Below are 23,719 nucleotides of genomic sequence, written 5' to 3'. Positions count from 1 at the left end.
ACACTTTTATCGGTACATCGGTTATAGTACTACGTTTGTTTCAAGCCGTTACACAATGCTCATCACTCCAGGTAAATTACTTTCGCAACTCCATACGCCCGAAGACCTGCGTAAGTTAGACTCATCCCTACTTCCTCAAGTATCGCAAGAACTCCGACAGTACATCATTGATTTGGTGTCTGTGTACGGTGGTCACTTTGGCTCAAGCTTGGGCGTTGTTGAGCTTACCGTTGCCTTACATTACGTTTTCAATACGCCCGAAGACCAGTTGGTATGGGATGTAGGCCACCAAGCCTACGGCCACAAAATCCTCACTGGACGACGGGATAATTTTTATACTAACCGCCTCTACGGCGGTATTTCGGGTTTCCCCAAACGCAAAGAAAGCCCTTATGATTCTTTCGGCGTAGGGCACTCCTCTACTTCTATTTCTGCCGCACTGGGCATGGCCGTTGGCGCACGGTTGGGTGGTGCTCAAAACCAACAGTCCATCGCGGTTATCGGCGACGGTGCCATGACGGGTGGAATGGCGTTTGAAGCAATGAACCACGCTGGAGCGCTCAACAATACCAACCTGCTCATCATTCTCAACGACAATTGCATGAGCATCGACCCCAACGTGGGGGCGCTCAAAGAATATTTGACCGACATTACCACTTCCCATACTTACAACCGCGTAAAGGAGGAAGTTTGGAATCTGCTGGGCAAAATGAGCCAATTCGGTAAAAATGCCCGTGAGATTGTTTCGCGCGTCGAAGATGGACTCAAAGCAACCTTGCTGCGCCAAAGTAACCTGTTTGAATCACTTAATCTACGCTATTTTGGTCCCATTGACGGCCACGACGTTGATCATCTTGTACACGTTCTCAATGATTTAAAAAATATTCCAGGCCCCAAACTGCTGCACTGCGTCACGGTCAAAGGAAAAGGGTTTGCTCCTGCCGAAAAAGACCAAACGAAATGGCACTCTCCTGGCAAATTTGATAAGATTACGGGCGAAATCTTCAAGAAAGTATACGACCAACCACAACCACCCAAATATCAAGATGTATTTGGAAATACGCTGGTTGAATTGGCCGAACAAAACGAAAAAATTGTGGGTGTAACGCCTGCCATGCCTTCTGGCTCATCGCTCAATATTATGATGAAAGCCATGCCCGACCGGGCTTTCGACGTGGGCATTGCCGAACAGCACGCCGTGACATTCTCGGCGGGGATGGCTACTCAAGGCTCGGTGGTGTATTGTAATATTTATAGCACTTTCATGCAACGAGCTTACGACCAAGTTGTTCATGATGTGTGTATTCAAGAACTACCCGTTATTTTCTGTCTGGACCGGGCAGGGTTTGCAGGAGCCGACGGCCCCACGCACCACGGTGCCTACGACATTGCGTACATGCGTTGTATTCCTAACATGGTGATTTCGGCTCCGATGAATGAACAAGAGTTACGAAATCTGATGTACACGGCTCAATTGACCGAAACACAGAAGTCGAAAAAAGCATTTACCATTCGTTACCCACGCGGCGAGGGCGTCATGCCTCAGTGGAAAACGCCATTCGAGAAAATTGAAATCGGCAAAGGACGTAAAGTACGAGCGGGTGACGACGTAGCCATTCTGACCATTGGGCACATCGGTAACTATGCCGTTAAGTCATGCCATATACTAGAATTGGAAGGCATCAGCGCCGCCCACTACGATTTGCGTTTTATAAAGCCTTTGGACGAAGCCCTGTTGCACGAAGTTTTTCAACAATTCGATAAAGTCATTACGGTAGAAGACGGCTGTTTGCCCGGAGGTATGGGGAGCGCGGTGCTCGAATTTATGGCCGAAAACGGATACCAAGCCCACGTAAAGCGTCTTGGTATTCCAGACCGCATTGTAGAGCACGGCGAACAACTTGAACTACACCGGGAATGTGGTTTCGACCCCGAGGGTATCGCTCGAACGGCTCGTGAAATGATGACAACCCCCGCAATTGCTTTGTAAAATTCCTTTAATATTATTTCTACAAGAGGCTCGGTGAATCACCGAGCCTCTTGTGCGTTTAAAATTACCCAAACGTCTCCTGATTCGCCAAGTTGAGGGCAGTTTTTCATCCTGACACACGCTTCTTTTTCTTTTTTTTCCTAATTTGTGGCAGAATCATAAAGCGCGGGATGCAGGCCTCCAATCTTTATGATTATTCTTTTTAAAATACCACTCACTAAATTCCTTGAAAATTTCAACCTAACGTATCTATAACCCAACACTTCATGAAACTAAACATTACTACCAAAATCATCATTGGCTTCGTATTGGGCGTTATTATCGGTCAAATCCTGCACAGCACCATGAGCGCCGAAGATGCCACTCAGATTGCCAACAAATTTCAAATCCTGAGTAAAGTTTTCCTCAAATTAATTAAAATGATTGTCGGCCCACTCGTGTTTTGCACTTTGGTGGTGGGGGTTGCCAAACTTGGTGATTTTAGCGTAGTAGGACGAATTGGGATTAAAACACTGCTTTATTTTTATTTTGCCACGATTCTCTCGCTGATTGTGGGCTTGGTGGTAGTCAACGTAACCCGTCCCGGAGAAGTACAGCAGTGGCCGCGTCCTGCCGCAGGAACGGAAGTGGGCGTATCGGGCAAAGCCATGAAAACCGTCGAAGATTTTATTCTTCATATCTTCCCTGACAGCTTTTTTAAAGCATTGGCCGAAAACGAAATCCTGCAAATTGTGGTATTTTCACTGTTTTTCGGCATAGCCCTGGGCGCAGTGGGCGAGCATGGAAAAAAGCTAATCAAAGTGATTGACAGCTTGGCCGAAGTAGTGTTCAAAATCGTTGGCTATGTGATGCAACTTGCACCTTTCGCCGTTTTGGGCGCCATGACGGGCGTGGTAGCCTTGAAAGGCCTCGGCATTCTTATTTCCTATGCGTATTTGATTCTCTGCTTCTTCGGAGGCCTTCTTTTCTTTGTTTTCGGGGTTTTGTGGGCTATTTGTCTGGTAATGCGGATTCCGTACCTCAAATTGCTGGCGCACGTCAAAGATTCAATGATTCTGACGTTCAGTACGGCCAGCTCAGAAGCCTCTTTGCCGCAGCAAATCACGGCGTTGGAGAAATTCGGTTGTAGCAAGCGTATCATCGGATTTGTGTTGCCGCTCGGTTATTCATTCAACTTGGATGGCTCAATGATGTACATGACCTTCGCAACGGGCTTTATTGCGCAGGCATACGGCATCCCGCTTTCTATCGAGCAGCAGATTGCGATGTTGCTTACGCTGATGATTACCTCAAAGGGAATAGCCGGAGTGCCAAGGGCATCGTTGGTGGTGATTGCGGGTACACTGGCTCAATTTGATTTGCCCGTTGAAGGACTTGCGTTGCTCATCGGCGTGGATCCGTTTTTAGATATGGGGCGTTCGGCCACTTCCGTGGCGGGCAATGCCGTAGCTACGGCTGTTATTTCCAAGTTAGAAGGAGAATACATCGAGAGTTAAAACAGATTTTCGTAATTTATTTTTACAAAAATTAACCCGTAACTCCTTGACTGTTTGGCTGAAAAGAAGTAGGTTCGGTAAAAAATTCCCTGAACCACTTTTTTTACTCTAAACCTCCTTAATCTAATGCAAAAAGCCGATGCCATCCAACGTTTTGTAGCTGCCTTTATTGACGGTATTGTGGGTTATCTTCCCGCTTGGATCTTAGCCTTTATTTCTTTTAAACTCATTTTTGTGGGGTATCTTATTGCCATTGCTTACGTACTCACCAAAGACGCCATCCCGGCCACAAACGGCTTTTTCGGAGGGCAAAGCATCGGTAAAAAATTAATGAAAATCAAAGTCATTAAGGAAGATACTGGCGCGGGTATTGAGGGAGATTGGGGCGCGGCCATTGTGCGCCAAGTTTCATTGATGATTCCTCTTTTTGGTTTTGTTGATGCCCTGATGGTATTTAGCGATGACAAAAAGCGTTTTGGCGATAAATGGGCGAACACCATCGTGGTAAAGCAGTAATCAGAACCATAAATTCATTTCATAAAAAGCGTTTGCGAAGGAGTTCGCAAACGCTTTTTTTATTCGGTTTGATTTAAATTCAATAATTCATCTAAACTTTTCTCCCGCTCGTTTAGGAATAACGGTTTGTGGAAAAAATGCAGTTTTTGAAGCAGATACAACAACTGCAACTTCTCGATTTCATTTAGGTTGCCAGAAATAATCAAGCTTGCCTTGCGCATCTCACCGAACGTTCCAAACAAAACACCTTTTCCCCGCTCCGTAATCAACAAACGCTTGCTTCGACGATCGTTGGGGTCGTCGGTTTGTTCAATCAATTTGTTATTCAACAAACGCTTTATCACCTCCATTCCCGTCGTTTTTTCGTGGATGTTCAACTCGATGATTTCCGTTTTTGAACACCCTCCTCTTTGCCATATACCCGCCAAATAGCCGAAGTCATCCAGCGTAATAAGCGCCGAGTCTTCGAGGGCTTTTTTAATGTACCCTTTGGCATAACGGTACAAAAAAGCAATCAATTGCGACAACAATGCTTCCACTGTTTCGCTGTTTTCAAAGTCTACCGCAGCATCGGTTGATTTTGAAAAAACCTGCTGATTCAAATACGCCACAAATCCTTCCATGTCCTTTCGTTGAGAAGAAGAACGCTGGGCTTCGTAATCTGCCAGATGACCAATTAGCTGTTGCAGGAGTTCGTAATTCATTTTTTTAAACTAAAAACATTCTAATATATCAAAATTAATTTGTTTTCGTACAAACAATTTCAAATTTGGAATGTTATTGTATTGTATCAAACATGGATAGAACAAAATCGAACCTAAAATGTTTGTCACAACACTTATTTAACTACAAACCATTTTGAAATATATATACAATCTAAAAACAATGAATTCAACGTCAACACTCAAAAAAATCCCGAATTACACTGCCCTAGCAGCCTTCTTCATGATTGTCTATTTAAGCCTTACTTCGGCTTTTGCCCAAAATACGGGGACCATCCTCGGCAGCGTCAAAGACAAACGCACGCAAGAAGTACTGATTGGCGTGACGGTTCAGGTGGAAGGCACCAACCAAGGCACCACTACTGATGCCGAAGGTAAGTTTAAACTCAGCTTGCCCGTGGGTAGCTACAACCTCAAAGCCACATTTGTCGGTTACAAAGCCACCAGTAAGTTCAACATTGTGCTTACCTCAGGCAACGCCCAGCAAATCAACTTCGAGCTGGAAGAAGATGCCGTACAGTTGGCCGAAACCAAAATTGTTTTTAACCGTTCAATTTCGGTCGCCTCCGTCGAAACACCCAACTCCATCCAAAAACTAACGACCGAGGAAATCAAAAACAACCCCGGCGGCAACTTCGACATCTCACGGGTGATTCAGGTATTGCCAGGTGTTGGCGGGACGGCCGGGTCGGTTGGCGGCTTTCGCAACGATTTGATTATCAGGGGCGGAGGTCCAAATGAAAACGTGTTTTATCTGGATGGGATCGAAATACCCGTCATCAATCACTTCGCCACGCAGGGAAGTTCGGGTGGCCCAACGGGCATTTTGAACGTATCTTTTATTGAAGATGCCACGCTGAGTTCGAGCAGTTTTAACGCCCGATACGACAACGCCCTTTCGTCGGTGCTTCAATTCCGTCAGCGCGAAGGTAATCCAGAGCGTGTGCAGGGCAACATCCGCGTCAGCTCCACCGAAGTAGCCGGCACGCTAGAAGGGCCGATTTCTCCCAAGACCACTTTTTTGGCGTCGGTTCGCCGCTCGTATTTGCAGTTTTTATTCAAGGCCATTGACCTACCTATTCGGCCCAATTATTGGGATTTCCAGTACAAAGTCACGCATAAAATCAATAAAAAAACCACGCTAACGGCCATTGGCGTGGGAGCCATCGACGAATTCACTTTTGCCGTTCCGCAAGAAAGCAGCCCCGAAAAAGAATACATCTTACGCTCCAATCCCACCATCAATCAGTGGAATTATACGACGGGTTTTTCACTGAAACGGCTTGTGGAAAACGGCTTTATGAATGTTTCGCTGAGCCGAAACATGTTTAATAACCGTCTGGACCGCTTTGAAGACAATCGCCAGGGCGATGAACGATATCGCGCGCTGAAGAGCAATTCGCAGGAGATTGAGAATAAACTACGGATTGATGTCAATAAATTCATCGGAAAATGGGAGTACAGCTACGGCGCGGTGTTGCAATACGTCAAATACAACAATGATTTTTTCAACGTCTTACGCCGCGAAATCACCAACTCACAGGGGCAAATCGTGCAACCGGGTATCACGGTGACGTTTAATACGGCCATTGATTTTTTCAAATACGGTGCCTTTGCGCAGGTGAATCGTAAACTACTCAACGACCGCCTCAATCTTTCGGCGGGCCTACGCACCGACATGAATTCTTTCACGACCGACGGCAACAATCCGCTCGAAACACTGAGCCCACGCCTGTCGGCCAGCTATCAGGTGAGCGACAAATGGCGGTTGAACGCGTCGGTAGGGCGTTATTTCAAAACCCCGATTTACACCGTTTTGGGCTACCGTCAAGATGGGAATTTCGTCAATAAATCTAACAAGTACATTCGTTCTGACCACGTGGTAGCGGGTCTTGAATTCATTCCAACGCCTACTACGCGCATCACGCTCGAAGGTTTCTCAAAAATGTACGATAACTACCCCGTTTCTGTACGCGACGGCATATCGTTGGCCAATCAGGGGGGCAATTTTGGCGCCATCGGCAACGAAGCCGTGACGAGTACTGGCAAAGGCAGAAGTCGGGGAATTGAATTTTTTGTGCAGCAAAAACTCACTAAAAACTTCTTCGGCGTATTGAGTTACACTTATTTTCAATCTGAATTTACGGGAAAAGACGGCAAATACGTAGCCTCGGCTTGGGATACCCGCAACTTGGTTTCGACCCAGTTAGGATACAAATTTAAGCGGGGTTGGGAGCTGGGCCTAAAGTGGCTTTACCAAGGCGGCGCTCCCTACACGCCGTTTGACTTGGCAACTTCTCAAAGAACGTATCTCACAAGCGGAGTGGGCACCGAAGACTACACTCGCCTCAATAGCCAACGACTCAAAGCATTCAGCCGCGTGGACTTCCGGGTGGATAAAAAATGGAATTACAAAAAGATGTCGATTGACTTATTTTTTGATTTTCAAAATGCCTTGTTAACCGCCAATCCAGCCTTTCCACAATATACATTTGAGCGCACCGCCGACAATTCAGGCTTCAAAACCACCGATGGGCAAGCCCTCAAACTCGACGGAAGCAACGCCATTCCGCTCATTTTAGCCAATGAAGATTCCAATTTCACCCCTGCGTTGGGCTTGGTGATTGAATTCTAAAAACACTTATTTAAACAAAAAGGGACGTGTCGAATATAAAAATTCAACACGTCCCTTTTTGCAAATACACTTTACACCATTGCTCCTACTCGCTCCAACAGCTTCTTGGTGGCTTTGATGCCGTCGTATTCTGACGTTACGTTTCCTTCGTACTCAATACCGATGATTCCCTTGAACCCAGCATCTTTTACGATTTTGAGCAAACGGGCGTAGTCCATTTTCGCCTCATTTCCCTTTTCGTCAAAGTCGTTGGTTTTGGCACTTACCCCTTTGGCAAAAGCCATCAATTCTTTCACGCCTTTGTAGCGGTCGTATTCTTCTGTACAACTACCGCCCCACTCACCACCACTGCTACGCTTAATGCAAAAGTTGCCGAAATCGGGCAATGTACCTACATTTTTCATGTTGACCTGCTTCATGACATTCGACAGCCACTGCCCGTCTGACGAATAACCACCGTGGTTTTCTACAATCACATTGATACCGACAGGTGCGGCAAATTCGCCTAATTTTCCGAGACCGTCTACCGCTGCTTTGGCTACTTCTTCGGCAGTTCCACGCCCGAATGAATTGACCCTGATGGTTTTGCAGCCAAGGTATTTGGCACACTCAACCCATTTTTTGTGATTATCCACCGCTTTGTTACGTACTGCGGCATCGGTTTCGGCAAGACCGCCTTCTCCGTCAATCATGATGAGGTGGTTTTTAACGTCATTGTCTTTGCAGCGCGTTAGTAGGTCGTTGAGGTAGGCCGTATCTTTGGCTTTATCTTTAAACATCTGATTGACGTATTCCACAATCCCAATTCCAAACTCCTTACGAGCTACCACGGGAAAATCTAAATTGGTCAATTTTTTTTCGTTGAGAATAGCTTTGTGCAACGACCATTCGGCCAACGAAATCTGAAACCAGAGTTTTTGCGGTTCAGCTGCAAACAGCTCGGGTGCAAACGCAGCCATTCCTGCGGCAGCGCCTAAGTTTTTAATGAAAGTGCGGCGATTATTCATTTTTTAACGTGAAAATTTATGGTTTAACTCATCTAAAGCAATCTTAATTAAACTATTCAAGTACTTGTATTCAGCTCTTACGTGTTGCTGCGGCTTAATGAATTCCTCATAAAATTCATCTTTTTCAGCCTAATATTCAGGTTTTTCTCTGCCTGATTTTAGGACGTTTTCGTCATCATCCATAAGCAATAATTATTTAAAAATTACCCTTTCTAGTGCTTGCCCACGTACCGCTCAAAAAATTCATAAATACGCAACATCCGGTCGATTCGCTGACGCGGGTTGCCCGTACGACTCAGCTCGTGCGTACCGCCTGGCATCCGCACATATTCGACTTCACGGCCCAGAATTTTCAGCGATTTATACATCATTTCGCTCTGAATTACGCCCGTCCGCAGGTCATTCTCGCCGTGTTTGATGAGAAAAGGGGTTTTTATTTTATCAACGAATGTATAAGGTGAATTCGCATCCATTGACTCTTTGGCTTCAGTCTCCCACGGATAGCCGCCAAAATAGCCAGGCACCAAACGCCATGCGTTGCCCTCGCCCATAAACGTAGTTAGGTCGTACACCCCGCGTTGGGCAAAGGCCGCCTTAAAACGATTATCATGCGCAATAATCCACGCGGTAAGATAACCAGCATACGAACCTCCCGTAATGACCTGACGTGAGGTATCAGCCCATGTTTCTTTGGCCGCATCCGAACACGCTCGCAACACATCGTTGGCTGGACCAGTGCCCCAATCGCGGTAGTTAGCTTTCATAAAATCAACACCGTAACCGCCCGAACCACGCGGATTGGCATATACTACCCCGTAGCCCTGCGCACAAAAGAACTGATGTTCGTGCCACATCGAGGCTTCGCCAGGGCCCCACATGGCGGTAGGACCACCGTGCATATTGAGTAGCAACGGATATTTTTTGCCTGCCTCCACCAACGTCGGTTTCATAATCCAATACTCGATGGTTTGGCCTTTTTCATTTTTGAATGTCCGTTTTTCGGGCATACTCAAGGCTTTTTTGCTTACCCAGTCGTTATGCGTCGACAACTTCACGGCATTTTTTACCAATACATCGGCCTGATACAATTCAGATGGGTTAGCCACTTCGGTTTTGGCAAAAACAACTTTATTGGGAAAAACATCAAAATCAGTCACTCCACTATCAAAATCAGACAATTGCTCTACTTTATCAATGGTAGGAACAGCTCTGAAAAGTGGGGCTCCACCGTTGGAGGAGGCCGTAAAATAGACATATTCTACCTTACCAACTTCTTTCTTGTTTTTTGGGAACGTCAGCGTTACCCATTTCAGATTACCCGGAGAACGATCAAAAGGATTAACGGAGTATTTCGCAGCCGTCGTTTTTAGATTTAAAAAGCCCAAATGTCCTTGGTCCAGTATGGCCGATTTAACAGGAGCCTGTGAGGTAATGAAAGCCAACCACTGTCCATCGGGTGAGGGAGTTGGCTGCCCAAAATTACGGCCTTTTTCTACCAAAACCGTTCGCATGCCGCTGCCGTCGGCATTCATGACACAAATACGACTTTCGGCGTCGCGGTCGGGATGAAGCAGGCTATCGGCGCGGGTACTAAACCAAATTTGTTTGTTATCGCCCGACCAAGCGGCACCCGCGTACGAATAAAACCCTTTGGTAAGCGCCACTGGCTTGGCCCCTTCTTTAACATCAATAACCAGCAAATGACTAAAACTCAACTCCTGACCAGCCGAGGCTTCGCCTTGAAAGTTGAGTCGATTGATGACCTTGGCTTTTTTGTCTTCTACATCCTTATCCAAATACGCCCTGATTTCTTCAATCGTCCCGTCGGGATTGGGTTTTGCAGTATTTTTTTTCAGAAATTCATTTTTGGCAAAACCCGCCTTTTCCAAACTCCAAGCTGGGCCCACTTTCGTCGGATTCAGGGTAGAATCAGCCATTAATGCCGAAAACACCACGCTAGTAGAAAATAATATCTGACGACCATCGGGCGAAAACTGCGGCCCCGAAGCACCGTGTTTGTAATCGGTCAACTGCCATGCCTCTCCTCCATCCAGAGGCATTACAAAAATCTGCGCTTTGCCTTTGACGGCCCGCACAAAAGCCACGCTTTTTCCGTCTGGACTCCATACGGGCTGGCTGGCACTTTCGTTGCCACGCGTAATGGCCCGTGGGGGTGTTTTTCCGTCCAAATCTACGAGCCAAAGGTGGGTTCTGTATTCATAATCAAGCGCTTCTGAGGCAGGCTCAAGCGAGGTGACGGTATAAACGGCCCGCTTTCCGTCGGGCGAAACGGCAATCCCGCCCACTTGCTTGATGCGCGTCAGATCGGATGCAACAATTTTTTCTTTGGTTTGCGAAAAACCGTTGAGGGAATGATAAAAAAGAACTGTGGACAGAAAAACAATTCTCGATAGGTTAGTAAAAAACATCATCTTAAAGGGTTTGTTGATTTAAACTCTAAAGTAAGCACTTTCATGGATTTGTCAATATGTTAAGTCGGCGAGGTTCAAAGCTTCTCCGACGTTCTAAACTGGCACTTTCCCTGATTTGTCAATAAATAAGGGTTTTCGCATTACCTTTGTCATCGGTAAAGTCGGTGAGGTTTTAAACGGCAGGTGCCAATCCCTCTCCGACGTTTTTCGACGTCCTAATCAAAGTTAATTTTCCATGCGAAATGTAAAAGTGGGTTTGGTGCAAATGAGCTGCACCGCCGATATTAATCATAATGTAGAAAAAGCAATCGCCAAAACCCGTGAGGCAGCGGCTCAGGGCGCACAAATTGTGTGTTTGCAGGAATTATTTAAATCACTTTATTTCTGCGACGTGGAAGACCACGCCAATTTTAGCCTCGGAGAGGCAATTCCTGGCCCCACCACCGAACAATTTGGGGCATTGGCCAAAGAACTTGGCATTGTCATTATTGCCTCTTTGTTTGAAAAACGTGCCCCTGGGCTCTATCACAACACAACCGCCGTCTTGGACGCCGACGGCAGCTATTTAGGGAAATACCGTAAAATGCATATTCCCGATGACCCAGGATATTACGAAAAATTCTATTTCACTCCCGGCGATTTGGGCTACAAAGTGTTTGATACCAAGTTTGGGAAATTAGGCATTCTGATTTGCTGGGACCAATGGTACCCCGAAGCGGCGCGCATTACGAGTCTGATGGGGGCCGAGATTTTGTTTTATCCAACGGCCATCGGTTGGGATACCAATGAGCCAGACCCTGCCGTTAATTTAGAGCAATACAACGCTTGGCAAACCATTCAGCGCAGTCATTCGGTGGCCAACGGCGTGTATGTCGTGTCGGTCAACCGCGTAGGGCGCGAAGCCGACCAGCAGTTTTGGGGCGGGTCATTTGTGTCTAATCCTTTCGGAAGCCTCATGTATTTGGCTTCGCACGACCAAGAAGAAGTAAAAGTGGTCGAATTGGATTTGGATAAAACAGAATACTATCGCACCACATGGCCCTACCTCCGCGACCGCCGCATTGATAGCTACCAGCCGATTACGAAGCGTTTGATTGACGAATAGTTGGCCATCGGGATAATCCTAAATATTGGACGTTAGAAATTAACAAATAGTCTAACGTTCAATATCCAGTTTAGCTTACTTGTGTCTTTCCTTCAATACATCCACGATGTCGTCCAAATCCATGCCGCGCTGTTCGAGCAGAATGAGGTAATGAAAAAGTAGGTCGGCAGCTTCGTTTTTGAACAAATGGTCGTTGGTATCTTTGGCTTCAATCACGAGTTCGACCGCTTCTTCCCCTACTTTTTGGGCAATTTTGTTTACGCCTCTTTGGAATAATTTACTCGTATAAGATGCATCCGAAGGATTGTTTTTGCGGTCGCGGATGATTTGCTTTTGCAGGTAATTCAAGAAAGAAGCTTTGCCTTCGTTCTTTTCAAAAAAGCAGGTATCCGCGCCTGTGTGGCAGGTAGGGCCAATGGGATGGGCTTTGATGAGAATCGTATCTTGGTCACAATCCACCAAAATTGCTTTGACCTCCAAGAAGTTACCAGAGGTTTCGCCTTTGGTCCAAAGGCGCTGCTTGCTACGGCTGAAAAACGTAACCACTTTCTCAGCTTCGGTTTTTGCCAAGGCCTCTTCATTCATATACCCCAACATCAGCACTTTGCCCGTCTCGTGGTCCTGAACCACAGCAGGTACCAAACCATCTGGGGATTTTTCAAAATTGATTTTCATACATTGGTAGGTGACCGTAAACAATGGACTTTGAACAGTAGACAGATTGTCTGACGTTCAAAGTCCCTCGTCAAAGTCTATTTTCTAAATAAATTAATTACCAAAACTCGCGTACAAACGTACATCATCAAGCATTATTTCGTCGCCACACATGATGACCAAACGCTCAATAACGTTGCGAAGTTCACGCACATTTCCCGTCCAAGGCAACGACTTTAGGTATTGCATGGCATCGGGAAGAATGGTTTTTGGGATACCGCCGTATTCTTGTGAAATATCATACAGAAATTTATCGGCCAGCAATAAGATGTCCTCCCGGCGCTCTGACAACGGCGGTACGTGAATCGGAATGACGTTGAGGCGATGGTATAAGTCTTCACGAAAGCCCCCTTCGGCGATTTCGCGCTTCAAATCTTTATTGGTTGCGGCAATCACCCGCACGTTGATTTTGATTTCTTTGTCGCCACCCACCCGCGTGATTTTACTTTCCTGCAATGCCCGCAGTACCTTGGCTTGGGCCGAAAGGCTCATATCGCCGATTTCATCCAGAAAAAGAGTACCTCCATCTGCTTGTTCAAACTTCCCAATACGCTGTTTGACGGCGCCTGTAAAAGCGCCTTTCTCGTACCCAAATAGCTCACTTTCAATCAATTCGCTCGGAATAGCGGCACAGTTCACTTCAATCAGTGGCTTGTTGGCGCGACTGCTTTTTTCGTGAATTTGCTTAGCCACCATCTCTTTTCCAGAGCCGTTGGCCCCCGTAATCAAGACCCTTGCTTCGGTGGGCGCTACGCGCTCGATGGTATCTTTTACCCTCTTGATAGGGGCAGATTCACCCACAATTTCGTTGATTTTAAAAATACGTTTTTTCAAATCAACGGTTTCTGCTACCAATTTCGATTTCTCAATGGCATTACGAACCGAAACCAATAAACGGTTCAAATCTGGGGGCTTGGTGATAAAATCGTACGCTCCTCTTTTGGTCGCCTCAACAGCATTTTCCACATTACCAAACGCCGAAACCATGATAAATTGGGTAGAGCGCCCCGCTTCTCCCGCTTTCAGGAGTACTTCGAGCCCTTCCAGTTTTGGCATCCTGATATCACACAGTGCTACATCGTAGGAATTTTTCAAAATCATATTGAGGCCTTCTTCACCGTCTTTGGCTTCTTCAACCTCATATCCTTCGTATTCTAAAATATCCCGCAGCGCCGCCCGGATACTTTTTTCGTCATCCACAATTAGGATTCTAGCCATCAGTAGTAGAAATGTTAACCGTTTATTGTCAGTTGTTAATCAAACAGCGATTGCTTAAAAGGTTTTCGTTCTTTTGATTAACAAAAACAACATACTGTGCAATAGCACTTGAATGGGCAAATTTAATAAACCCACGTCGGAAATTACGCGAAAGAATTGAGCTTTTACAAATATTTTAGCTTTATCCTTGCTATTTCTATCTTATTCAAAGATATACCCGTACTGTTTCGTAATTTTTTTCTTCTTCATTTTTTCAGCCGTCAGCCGCATCCTTATATCTTTGAGAGGGCGGTCAGCCGCATCCTTAGGCTGATGCGCAATGCTATCAATGACCGCTAAGCCACTGATTACCTGACCAAAAACGGTATAACCCCCGTCCAAATGAGGACTACCCCCTACGGTGGTATAGGCTTCTTTTTGGGCAGCTGTCGGCATTCTGCCTCCCCTGTTCAGTTGTGCCGTAAGACCTGCGGAATCCCAAACTCGGCCCTGAACAATATAAAATTGACAACCCGACGACGCTTTTTCGGGGTTATTGTTGCGCGCTGCCGCCAGTGCGCCTTTTTTGTGAAACAATTCGGGTTTAAACTCCGCGGGAATCCGTTCCAAATTTGAGCCTCCGCCACCGAGCCGTTCGCCCGCTTTGGCATTTTTTGAGGTAGGGTCACCGCCCTGAATCATAAACCCCTCAATAATGCGGTGAAAAAGCAAACTGTCGTAAAAACGGTCATTGATTAATTTTAGAAAATTCTGTTTGTGCAACGGCGTGCGGTCGTGCAATACCGCTTTCATCTCGCCATAGTTGGTATGAATAGTGACAAGATAATCTTTACGGGATTTTTTCTGCGCCATTGATTGCACGCAACTCAGCAGAAGAATTAATAGACAAAAACGATTCATTTAGGTATTGGCTTTATTTTTTCACGAAATTGCAATCAAAAAAAACGTTTCCCAAATTTTAGACAGCCCGTGAACAAACGCAAAATCCTCAATGACCCCGTTTACGGTTTCATCGCCATCCCGTCTGACTTTATTTTTGATTTAATAGAACACCCTTATTTTCAGAGACTTCGGCGCATCAGGCAACTCGGATTGGCCGAATTGGTCTATCCAGGAGCGTTGCACACGCGCTTTCATCACGCCTTGGGAGCCATGCACTTGATGGGCCAAGCGCTCAATACGCTCCGCTCTAAAGGGCACTTGATTTGGGATGCCGAGTGGGAAGCCGCCCAAATTGCCATTTTGTTGCATGATGCGGGCCACGGCCCTTTTTCGCACGTGTTGGAAAAAACCATTTTCACCAACATTCCCCATGAATACCTTTCATTACAAATCATGAAAGAGCTCAGTCGCCAACTAGGCGGGCGGCTAGACTTGGCCATTCAGATGTTTGAAGGAAGTTATCCACGGCATTTTTTTCACCAACTTATTTCTAGTCAGTTGGACATGGACCGCATGGATTACCTCAACAGGGACTGTTTTTTTACGGGGGTAGCAGAGGGCGCCATCGGTACCGACCGCATCATCAAAATGCTTGATGTGGTAGACGACCAGTTGGTGGTGGAGTTTAAAGGAATTTTAAGCATCGAAAATTTTCTCAACGCCCGCCGACTCATGTATTGGCAGGTATACCTACACAAAACCTCTATTTGCGCCGAGGTGATGCTCATTCAGGCCATCAGGAGAGCGCGTGAATTGGTGATGAGCGGAGAGGCGGTTTTTGCCCCACCCCATTTTTCTTTATTCCTCACCAATACCGTGACTCTCAGCCAATTCGAAGAAGATAGCACTTATTTTCATGCCTTTACCAAAATTGACGATTATGATATATGGGCGTGCATTAAGGCTTGGGCTGACCATTTAGACCCTGTTCTTTCGTCAATTTGCCAACGGCTGCTGGACCGAAAATTGTACAAAATTCAGTTCGCGGATGAACCTTTTAGCCAAAATCAGCGCCAGCAAATCCATCAACAGTTGACCGCTCAGGGCATTCCAGAAGATTTGCATCCCTATTATTTAGTAGAAGGACAATCTACTAATGCCGCCTATGTTTCGAGCGAAGAACGCATCCTCATCAAAATGAAAGACGGCAGCGTACGCGACATTGCCGATGCTTCTGATTTACCGACCATTAAGGCCCTCAGTAATATTGTCCGAAAGTATTATGTTTGTTGGATGAAACCCCTAACTTTGCAGTCTTAATTAAGACCGTATGGAATTTACCGTCAAGCAGATTGCCGGACTGCTCGGAGGCGAAATAGAGGGAGATGGAGAACTGAAAATCAATCAGTTAGCAAAGATAGAAGAAGGTAAGTCCGGGACTATTTCTTTTTTGTCAAACCTCAAATATGAGGCATACCTGTACACTACCGAGGCGTCGGCAGTAATTGTAGATAAGCATTTTGAAGCCAGAAAAAAAGTAAATACAACGCTTATTCGGGTCGAAAACTCTTATACCGCTTTCACGCAGCTTCTTCAACAGTACGAACAAATCATTAAAGGAACGAAGCAGGGAATCGAACAACCTTCCCACCTTGGCGAGGGAACTACCACGGGTGAAGGACTCTATCTCGGCGCTTTTGCCTACGTTGGTAACAACGGTAAAATCGGCAAAAACGTCAAGATTTTCCCGCAGGCATTCGTCGGCGACAACGTCTGTATCGGCGACAATACCGTGATTCATTCGGGCGTAAAAATTTATAATAATACCGTTATTGGCAAGAATTGTACGTTCTTTGCCAATGCAGTCATTGGAAGCGATGGCTTTGGCTTTGCCCCCCAGCCAGACGGTTCTTACAAAACCATTCCCCAACTGGGCAACGTTATCATTGAAGACAGCGTAAGTATTGGGGCAGGCACGACCATCGACTGCGCCACCATGGGCTCGACCATTATTCGGGAAGGCGTAAAATTGGACAACTTGGTGCAGGTAGGACACAATGTTGAGATTGGAAAGCACACCGTCATTGCCGCACAGGCGGGCATAGCTGGCTCAACCAAAATCGGCGAAAAGTGCGTAATTGGTGGGCAGGCAGGCTTCAATGGGCACATTACGGTACCCAACGGTACGAAAGTCGGCGGGCAAGCGGGCATTACCAAAACCTGGGAGCAAGAAGGTTTATCCCTCAACGGCACTCCTGCCATTGAATTCAAAGACAGCCTGCGTTCGGCGGCGATCTTCCGGAAATTGCCTCAGTTGGAAAAAAGAGTAAACGAATTAGAAAAGAAAATTAAAGACGATAAACAATAGGAATGTTGAACATCAAACAACAAACCATCGAAAAAGCCGTATCAGTATCGGGCGTGGGCTTACACACGGGTGTGTCGGCAACCATGACTTTTTTACCGGCACCCATCAACCACGGCTATAAATTCCAACGCATCGACTTGGAAGGCCAACCCATCATTGACGCCGACGTGGACAACGTCGTAGATGTGTCGCGCGGGACTACCCTGGAGCAAAGTGGAGCCCGGGTCTATACCGTTGAGCATACCTTGGCGGCTTTGGTTGGTTTACAAATTGACAATGTACTCATTCAGCTGGACGGTCCCGAGCCGCCCATCATGGATGGAAGTTCCATTAAGTTTGTCGAAGCACTCCGCGACGCTGGCATCGAAGAACAAAACGCTTCGCGTAACTACTTTGAAATCCCCGAGCCCGTTCGCTACATCAACGCCGACAAAGACATCGAGATGGTGGCCCTGCCACTCAACGATTACCGGCTGACGGTCATGGTGGACTACAACTCACAAGTCATTAACAGTCAGCACGCTTCGCTCAACGACCTGACGACTTTCTCGCGTGAGATTGCTTCTTGTCGTACTTTCTGTTTTCTGCATGAGTTGGAAGCGCTTTACAAAGCCAACCTCATCAAAGGCGGCGATTTGACCAATGCCATCGTGATTGTGGATCGCGATATTGAGGAAGGCGAGCTGGATTATCTCTCTCAGTTATTGAACAAGCCCAAAATCGGCGTCAATAAAAAGGTAGGTATCCTGAATAATATAGACCTGCACTACCCCAACGAAATGGCTCGCCATAAGTTGTTGGATGTGGTAGGTGATTTGGCATTGGTAGGTCGTCCTATCAAGGCGCAAATTTTGGCCGCTCGTCCCGGCCACGCCGCCAACGTAGCACTGGCCAAGAAAATCAAAAAATTGATGGAATCGGCCAAAAGCCATGTGCCGCACTACGATCCTAAAGTGCCGCCGGTCATGGATTTGAAGCGGATTTGTGAGCTGTTGCCGCACCGTTATCCCTTCTTGATGATTGACAAAATCGTTTACATGGACGAAAACAGCGTGGCTGGCCTTAAAAACGTAACGATGAATGAGCCGTTTTTCACGGGACATTTTCCAAACAATCCAGTGATGCCCGGGGTTTTACAAATGGAAGCGATGGCGCAAACGGGTGCGATTCTCGCCCTGAGCAGCCAACCCGACCCTGAAAACTACTGGCCGTTTTTGGCAGCCATCGAAAACTGCCGCTTCCGTCGGAATGTTGTACCCGGCGATACGGTCATTTTCAAGTGTGAATTTACGGCGCCTATCAAACGTGGAATTGTAAAAATGCACGGTGCTGGTTATGTAGCAGGCCAAATGGTCTGCGAAGCTGACATGACGGCGAGTTTAGTTAGAAAAAGATAAAACATACAAGCAACAGTCGATAAGGAAGCGCGTCTTTTTTACGGTCTTTTACACTGTTAAAGCTACGAACTCCGCTGAAAAACAGCAATTTGGACTATTATGATTCATCCATTAGCATATATACATTCAGACGCAAAAATCGCCCCTAATGTGGAGATTGAGCCCTTCGCCATTGTTCACAAAGACGTCGAAATCGGTGAAGGTTCTTGGATTGGTTCGCACGCGGTCATCAATGACGGCGCCCGAATTGGTAAAAATTGTAAGATCTATCCCGGAGCGGTGATTTCTTCTACTCCTCAGGATTTAAAATTCAAGGGAGAATATACGCTCACCTACATCGGCGACAACACCATCATTCGTGAATATGCCACCATCAGCCGTGGTACGGAAGAGCATTGGAAGACCGAAATCGGCAGTGACTGCCTCATCATGGCCTACTCGCACGTAGCGCACGATTGCCGTATCGGCAACAATTGCATCATCGTCAACAACGTGCAAATGGCCGGCCACGTCCACATGGGCGACTGGGCCATTATTGCGGGGTCGAGCTCAGTGCGGCAGTTTGTAAAAATCGGCGCCCACGCCATGGTGGCGGGTGGTTCGTTGGTTCGCAAAGACGTACCGCCGTTTACCAAAGCCGCCCGTGAGCCCCTCTCCTACGCGGGCATCAACTCGGTAGGTTTGCGCCGTCGCGGTTTCAGCAATGAGCAAATCAACGAAATTCAGGAGGTATACCGCTATATTTATCTGCGCGGCTTCAACAATACCGAAGCCCTGGAGCACATCGAGTTGGAATTGGCCCCCTCCGCCGAGCGCGACGAAATTGTGAATTTTATACGCAATTCCGAACGCGGCATCATCAAAGCCCCCACAAGTACAAGCAGCGACAACGGCGATGATTAGTTAAAAGAAAAGACCCGTTTACGATGATTTATACCGGCAGCTGAAATTTATTTTTGGCTGCTTTTTTTTGTGGGGAATTGTACTGTAGCAAAGGTGATAAAATTCAGTCCTTCCGGGTTTTGGATTCGCCTTGCAAATGCCATTGGCTTATTACGGTTACTTTATAGGTTTTTTACTTTGGTTGAGGCAGTTACATGGGGCCATCCACGCGGACTGCCTTTTATTTTGAGTACGCAGTGTTCAAAGAACACTACGCACAACGACTGTAAAAGGTCTGTGAGATCTCGTTCAGTTTCCTCGCCCTAAACCCCACATCAACATTTCACCCCCAAAACTAAGTAATTTCTTGGCTTCCTATCTTTTCTAAGAAAGCATAATTTCTTTCTTCATGAAAAGCCTATTTTATCTACTTTCGTTTGTTATCTTACTGACAATAACCCATTTAAGCGCGGCGCAAACGCCTTCTGCCGCGCCTGCTTTTTGGCCTGAAGGCAAAAGCGTGGCGCTCAGTCTCAGCTTCGACGATGCACGACTGAGCCAAGTGGATGTGGGAACCAAGCTGTTTGATGAATACGGCGTAAAAGCCACTTTTTTTGTGTTGACATCGAGCGTGAGCAAACGCCTTGATGCGTGGAAACAGGCCATTGCCAACGGCCACGAAATCGGCAACCATACCGAGCAACATCCATGCAGCGGGAATTTCCCGTGGGCCAAACCCAAAGCCCTTGAAGAGTACACCCTCGATAAGATGAAAAGTGAGTTGATTCGCACCAACAAAGCCCTCGAAGCGCAATTGGGCATCACGCCGAGGGTATTTGCGTACCCCTGCGGGCAAACGTTTGTGGGGCGCGGCGTAAATACCAAAAGTTATATTCCGCTCATTGCCGAGTTGTTTTCAGTAGGACGAGGCTGGCTCGACGAAGGCCCCAACGACCCTACTTTCTGCGATATGGCCCAATTGACGGGCATGGAAATGGACGGCAAAGAGTTTGAGCAAATCCTTCCCATCATCGAAAATGCCAAGAAAACGGGACATTGGGTCGTTTTGGCGGGGCACGAAGTGGGCGAATCAGGCAATCAAACCGCCCGCGTTGCCATGTTACGGAAGTTGTGCGAATACGCCCAAAACCCCGCCAACGGCGTGTGGATTGCACCCATCGGAACGGTTGCTAAGTATGTTCAGGAAAAAAGGAAATGAGTTCGATGCTCATCATTCCTTGTAAGTTTATTCATCATAAAAACTCTCCCGTCATGCGTTATGTTGCGCTTGTCTGTTTATTAACGGTTTTTTCGTTTCAAAAAAATACCCCTCCGAAACTTTCGCCCGAACACCAAAAAGCGCTCGAATCGTTGCGCGTTATGGAGGGTTTTAGCGTGGAAATGGTCGCAGCCGAGCCGCTCATTGCCGACCCAGTAGCGATGGAAGTGGACGAAAACGGGGACATGTACGTGGTAGAAATGCACGGCTATCCGCTGGATGTGAGCGGTTCAGGAAAGGTGAAACTGCTCAAAGATACCGACAACGACGGCTACCCCGACAAGAGCATCATTTTTGCCGATAAGTTAACCCTGCCGACGGGCATCATGCGTTGGAAAAACGGTTTCATCGTCACGGATGCGCCCGATGTGCTTTATTTGGAAGATACCGACAACGACGGCAAGGCCAATATTCGCCAAAAAATGCTTTCGGGATTTGCGCTGTCCAATCCCCAACACAACCTCAACACCCCTCGCTTTGAACTGGACAACTGGATCTATCTCGGCCACGAAGGGGCAGTGACACCGTTTGTTTTTAAGAAAGAATTTGGTGATAAAGGCACGGACATTATTTTTCCCGATAAACCGTCAGCCGCACGTTTAGCGCCCAATGCCAACGGGAAGGCGGTGCGCTTCAAACCCGACAGCTACGAACTCGAAGAACTCTCGGGCCGCACCCAATACGGGCACAGCATGGACGCGTGGGGGCATCGTTTCTACACGAGCAATGCTAACCACATTTACCATGAAGTGTTGGCAAACACTTACCTAAAAAACAATCCCGCTTTGCTGGTACCCAACGCCACACAAAACATTTCCGACCACGGCGAAGCGGCCGAAATTTACCCCATTACCGAAACCCCCAATCACCAACTGCTGACCGACGTCGGCGTCATTACGTCTTCTTGCGGGATAACGTGGTACAGAGGCGGAGCGTTTGGGGAGAAATTCAACAACGTAACGTTCATTGCGGAGCCAGTGCATAACCTTGTCCATGCCGACATTGTACGTGACGCAGGTGCGAGTTTTACAGCGAGTCGTCTGAATGAAAAATCGGAGTTTCTGGCGTCAAAAGATGCGTGGTTTCGGCCCGTCAATTTTTACACCGGGCCTGATGGCGCGCTGTATGTCATTGATTATTACCGCCAAATTGTGGAGCATCCCGAATGGATGTCGGACGAAATTACGCAATCGGGCGCGTTGTACAACGGCACGGACAAAGGACGTATTTATCGCATTGTCCCCCACAAAGGACTACCAATGAATTGGTTAGGAAAACTCAATTTATCCAAAAAATCAGCACCCGAACTGGTCACATTGCTCGACCATGAAAACAGCTGGTATCGTCGCACGGCGCAACGCTTATTGCTGCATCGCCAGGCGAAAGAGGCCATTCCGGCATTGCACGCATTAGTAACGAAAAGTAAATTTCCCGAAGCGAAGGCCCATGCTCTTTGGCTGCTGGACGGCATACAAGCCATTGAAAAAGAAGACATTGTACAGGCGCTCAAAAGCGAAACGGCGGGCGTACGCGAAAACGCCATCCGGGTGGCGGAACGGTATCTGAACGCAGCTTTTGGAAAAGAATTAATCAACGAACTGACCACGCTACACAATGACGATAGCCCCAAAGTGCGGTTTCAGTTGCTCAACACACTGGGTTTGGCAAAAACGGTCGAGTCAGAAAAGGCCCGTTTGGCAATCTTAAAACGGGACATACACGACCGTTGGGCAGGGCTTGCTAGCATTGCTTCCTTTGCGGGAAAAGAAAATCAGATTTTTGACGTAGCCATTGCCGAATTTACGAACAAATCGACCTCTGAAACAAGCGAGTTCATTGCCAATTTGGCCTCAACCATTGCGGGCGGAGAAAATAAAACAGGATTCTCGGAAATGATGAAAAAAATCATGACCGAAACTAAGGTTGAGGAGGCTTGGAAGGCCGCTGCACTCAACGGCGTTGCCAAACGTTGGCAGTATCAGAAAGGCAAGGGAACGGTGTTATTGTCTGAACCTGAAAAAGAGAAACTGTTAGCTAACTTTGCTCCGACAACCTCTCCAGAACTTCGCATGGGTTCATTGAGTTTGTTGGAAATCACGGGTTTTTCCAAAGGAAAACGCTTAGATGAAAAAATCGCGCAGGCAATCAGTGCCCTTAAAAACCCTTCCACACTTACCAGCCAAGGCAGCAATATCGATGTTTACCGCGCCCATGCTATTGCTTTTCTTGCAATGGTTAATTCCAACGAAATAAAGCCAATTTCGCAACAAATTTTAACCCAAAAAGAGCCAGAAGTGGTTCAGTTGGCGGCGTTGAAAGCCTTGGGAAAAAGCACTGATATGCAAACCTATCAGTTTTTGCTGAATGAGATGAAGGGCTTTGCTCCCGCGTTGAAAAAAGAAGCGGTGAATGTGTTTTTGTCAAAACCAGAACGAATCAATGTATTGTTGAAAGCAATCGAAACCAAAGAAATCGAAAAGTCGGTTGTGGGTTGGCAACAAATGGTTCGGTTAATGAATTACTACGACACTGGCATTCGGGCGTATGCGCGGAAGGTACTGTCGGTCAATGAAGACCGAAAAGCGGTCTTGCAGAAATATATGGCTGCTTTAGAGCTAAAGGGTAATCAGCCGAAAGGCCAATTGGTATTTGAAAAGAACTGCGCGACCTGCCACCAAATCGAAGGAGTAAAAGGCGTAAATTTTGGCCCAGACCTTTCTACTCTACGCAGCCGAAATGCCCAATCGGTATTGACCGAAATCATCAACCCTAATAATTCAATTGCCGACATGTACGATTTCTGGACGTTGGAACTCAAGAACGGCAGCACCGTGGCGGGCATTATCGCTCAGGAAAACACCAATAACATTTCCCTCCGCGAAATGGGCGGAATGGTCAGCGTGATTCAGAAAAAAGACATTTCCAAAATGCAGAAAGCGGAGCAATCCATCATGCCCAACGGCCTCGAAAACGCCATCAGTATTCAAGAGATGGCCGATTTGATTGCATTTATTAAGAGGCAGTAAGTACTCACAGTCGCGCAGACACCGCAGTCGCTCGCGTCCCGCGCGTGACG

General features: G+C 46.9%; 17 protein-coding genes. 11 read left to right on the top strand and 6 right to left on the bottom strand.

Annotated elements, in window-relative coordinates; all coding sequences use genetic code 11:
- The first annotated feature begins 55 nt into the window (after positions 1 to 55).
- The 3 genes from dxs (at position 56) to GVN20_RS19290 (ending at position 4,002) form a co-directional block, all read left to right on the top strand.
- Positions 56 to 1,990 (top strand): 1-deoxy-D-xylulose-5-phosphate synthase, encoded by a 1,935-nt coding sequence (gene dxs / locus GVN20_RS19300; RefSeq protein WP_166559916.1) that lies wholly within the window; start codon positions 56 to 58, stop codon positions 1,988 to 1,990.
- 266 nt (positions 1,991 to 2,256) lie between these two features.
- Positions 2,257 to 3,486 (top strand): dicarboxylate/amino acid:cation symporter, encoded by a 1,230-nt coding sequence (locus GVN20_RS19295; protein WP_166559915.1) that lies wholly within the window; start codon positions 2,257 to 2,259, stop codon positions 3,484 to 3,486.
- Between the two features lie 126 nt (positions 3,487 to 3,612).
- Positions 3,613 to 4,002 (top strand): RDD family protein, encoded by a 390-nt coding sequence (locus GVN20_RS19290; RefSeq protein ID WP_166559914.1) that lies wholly within the window; start codon positions 3,613 to 3,615, stop codon positions 4,000 to 4,002.
- 59 nt (positions 4,003 to 4,061) lie between these two features.
- On the opposite strand, the gene GVN20_RS19285 is transcribed toward GVN20_RS19290, so the two are convergent.
- Positions 4,062 to 4,706 carry a MarR family winged helix-turn-helix transcriptional regulator gene (locus GVN20_RS19285; RefSeq protein WP_166559913.1) on the bottom strand — a complete coding sequence of 215 codons (645 nt, stop codon included), beginning with the start codon at positions 4,704 to 4,706 and terminating at the stop codon, positions 4,062 to 4,064.
- Positions 4,707 to 4,887: 181 nt separating this feature from the next.
- Here GVN20_RS19285 and GVN20_RS19280 point away from each other — a divergent pair, with 181 nt between their 5' ends.
- The gene (locus GVN20_RS19280; RefSeq protein ID WP_229599125.1) at positions 4,888 to 7,359 is read left to right on the top strand and encodes a TonB-dependent receptor; all 2,472 of its coding nucleotides are present in this window, start codon (positions 4,888 to 4,890) and stop codon (positions 7,357 to 7,359) included.
- A gap of 71 nt (positions 7,360 to 7,430) precedes the next feature.
- Here GVN20_RS19280 and GVN20_RS19275 read toward each other — a convergent pair whose 3' ends face one another.
- Both GVN20_RS19275 and GVN20_RS19270 read right to left on the bottom strand, forming a co-directional pair.
- On the bottom strand, positions 7,431 to 8,366 hold the full coding sequence (locus GVN20_RS19275) for a sugar phosphate isomerase/epimerase (RefSeq protein ID WP_166559912.1): 936 nt from the start codon (positions 8,364 to 8,366) through the stop codon (positions 7,431 to 7,433).
- A gap of 212 nt (positions 8,367 to 8,578) precedes the next feature.
- Positions 8,579 to 10,798 carry a S9 family peptidase gene (locus tag GVN20_RS19270; protein WP_229599124.1) on the bottom strand — a complete coding sequence of 740 codons (2,220 nt, stop codon included), beginning with the start codon at positions 10,796 to 10,798 and terminating at the stop codon, positions 8,579 to 8,581.
- A gap of 235 nt (positions 10,799 to 11,033) precedes the next feature.
- Between GVN20_RS19270 and GVN20_RS19265 the strand changes: the two genes are divergently transcribed.
- The gene (locus GVN20_RS19265) at positions 11,034 to 11,903 is read left to right on the top strand and encodes a carbon-nitrogen hydrolase (protein WP_166559911.1); all 870 of its coding nucleotides are present in this window, start codon (positions 11,034 to 11,036) and stop codon (positions 11,901 to 11,903) included.
- A gap of 75 nt (positions 11,904 to 11,978) precedes the next feature.
- Here GVN20_RS19265 and hisIE read toward each other — a convergent pair whose 3' ends face one another.
- The 3 genes from hisIE to GVN20_RS19250 all read right to left on the bottom strand — a co-directional run bounded on the left by hisIE (position 11,979) and on the right by GVN20_RS19250 (position 14,735).
- On the bottom strand, positions 11,979 to 12,578 hold the full coding sequence (gene hisIE, locus GVN20_RS19260) for a bifunctional phosphoribosyl-AMP cyclohydrolase/phosphoribosyl-ATP diphosphatase HisIE (protein ID WP_166559910.1): 600 nt from the start codon (positions 12,576 to 12,578) through the stop codon (positions 11,979 to 11,981).
- Between the two features lie 93 nt (positions 12,579 to 12,671).
- Positions 12,672 to 13,835, bottom strand: a complete 1,164-nt coding sequence (locus GVN20_RS19255) for a sigma-54 dependent transcriptional regulator (RefSeq protein ID WP_166559909.1) — start codon at positions 13,833 to 13,835, stop codon at positions 12,672 to 12,674.
- Between the two features lie 201 nt (positions 13,836 to 14,036).
- On the bottom strand, positions 14,037 to 14,735 hold the full coding sequence (locus GVN20_RS19250; protein ID WP_166559908.1) for a peptidylprolyl isomerase: 699 nt from the start codon (positions 14,733 to 14,735) through the stop codon (positions 14,037 to 14,039).
- 69 nt (positions 14,736 to 14,804) lie between these two features.
- On the opposite strand from GVN20_RS19250, the gene GVN20_RS19245 reads away from it, so the two are divergent.
- The 6 genes from GVN20_RS19245 to GVN20_RS19220 all read left to right on the top strand — a co-directional run bounded on the left by GVN20_RS19245 (position 14,805) and on the right by GVN20_RS19220 (position 23,669).
- Entirely contained in the window at positions 14,805 to 16,037 is a 1,233-nt protein-coding gene (locus tag GVN20_RS19245) for an HD domain-containing protein (protein ID WP_166559907.1), read from the top strand.
- 10 nt (positions 16,038 to 16,047) lie between these two features.
- Positions 16,048 to 17,085, top strand: a complete 1,038-nt coding sequence (lpxD, locus tag GVN20_RS19240) for a UDP-3-O-(3-hydroxymyristoyl)glucosamine N-acyltransferase (RefSeq protein WP_166559906.1) — start codon at positions 16,048 to 16,050, stop codon at positions 17,083 to 17,085.
- A 5-nt stretch (positions 17,086 to 17,090) separates the two neighbouring features.
- A complete protein-coding gene (locus GVN20_RS19235; RefSeq protein WP_114070399.1) occupies positions 17,091 to 18,482 on the top strand; it encodes a bifunctional UDP-3-O-[3-hydroxymyristoyl] N-acetylglucosamine deacetylase/3-hydroxyacyl-ACP dehydratase in 1,392 nt (463 codons plus the stop codon).
- 99 nt (positions 18,483 to 18,581) lie between these two features.
- Positions 18,582 to 19,385 carry an acyl-ACP--UDP-N-acetylglucosamine O-acyltransferase gene (gene lpxA / locus GVN20_RS19230; protein WP_166559905.1) on the top strand — a complete coding sequence of 268 codons (804 nt, stop codon included), beginning with the start codon at positions 18,582 to 18,584 and terminating at the stop codon, positions 19,383 to 19,385.
- A 388-nt stretch (positions 19,386 to 19,773) separates the two neighbouring features.
- Positions 19,774 to 20,583 (top strand): polysaccharide deacetylase family protein, encoded by an 810-nt coding sequence (locus tag GVN20_RS19225; protein ID WP_166559904.1) that lies wholly within the window; start codon positions 19,774 to 19,776, stop codon positions 20,581 to 20,583.
- A gap of 5 nt (positions 20,584 to 20,588) precedes the next feature.
- Positions 20,589 to 23,669: a PVC-type heme-binding CxxCH protein gene (locus GVN20_RS19220; RefSeq protein ID WP_166559903.1), complete on the top strand. Its 3,081-nt coding sequence runs from the start codon at positions 20,589 to 20,591 to the stop codon at positions 23,667 to 23,669.
- Positions 23,670 to 23,719 lie beyond the last annotated feature (50 nt).

Origin of the sequence: Runella sp. CRIBMP, from assembly GCF_009905605.1 — a bacterium.
Taxonomy (GTDB): Bacteria; Bacteroidota; Bacteroidia; order Cytophagales; family Spirosomataceae; genus Runella.
Note: the sequence above shows the minus strand (reverse complement) of the source record. Positions and strands in the feature narration are given on the sequence as shown.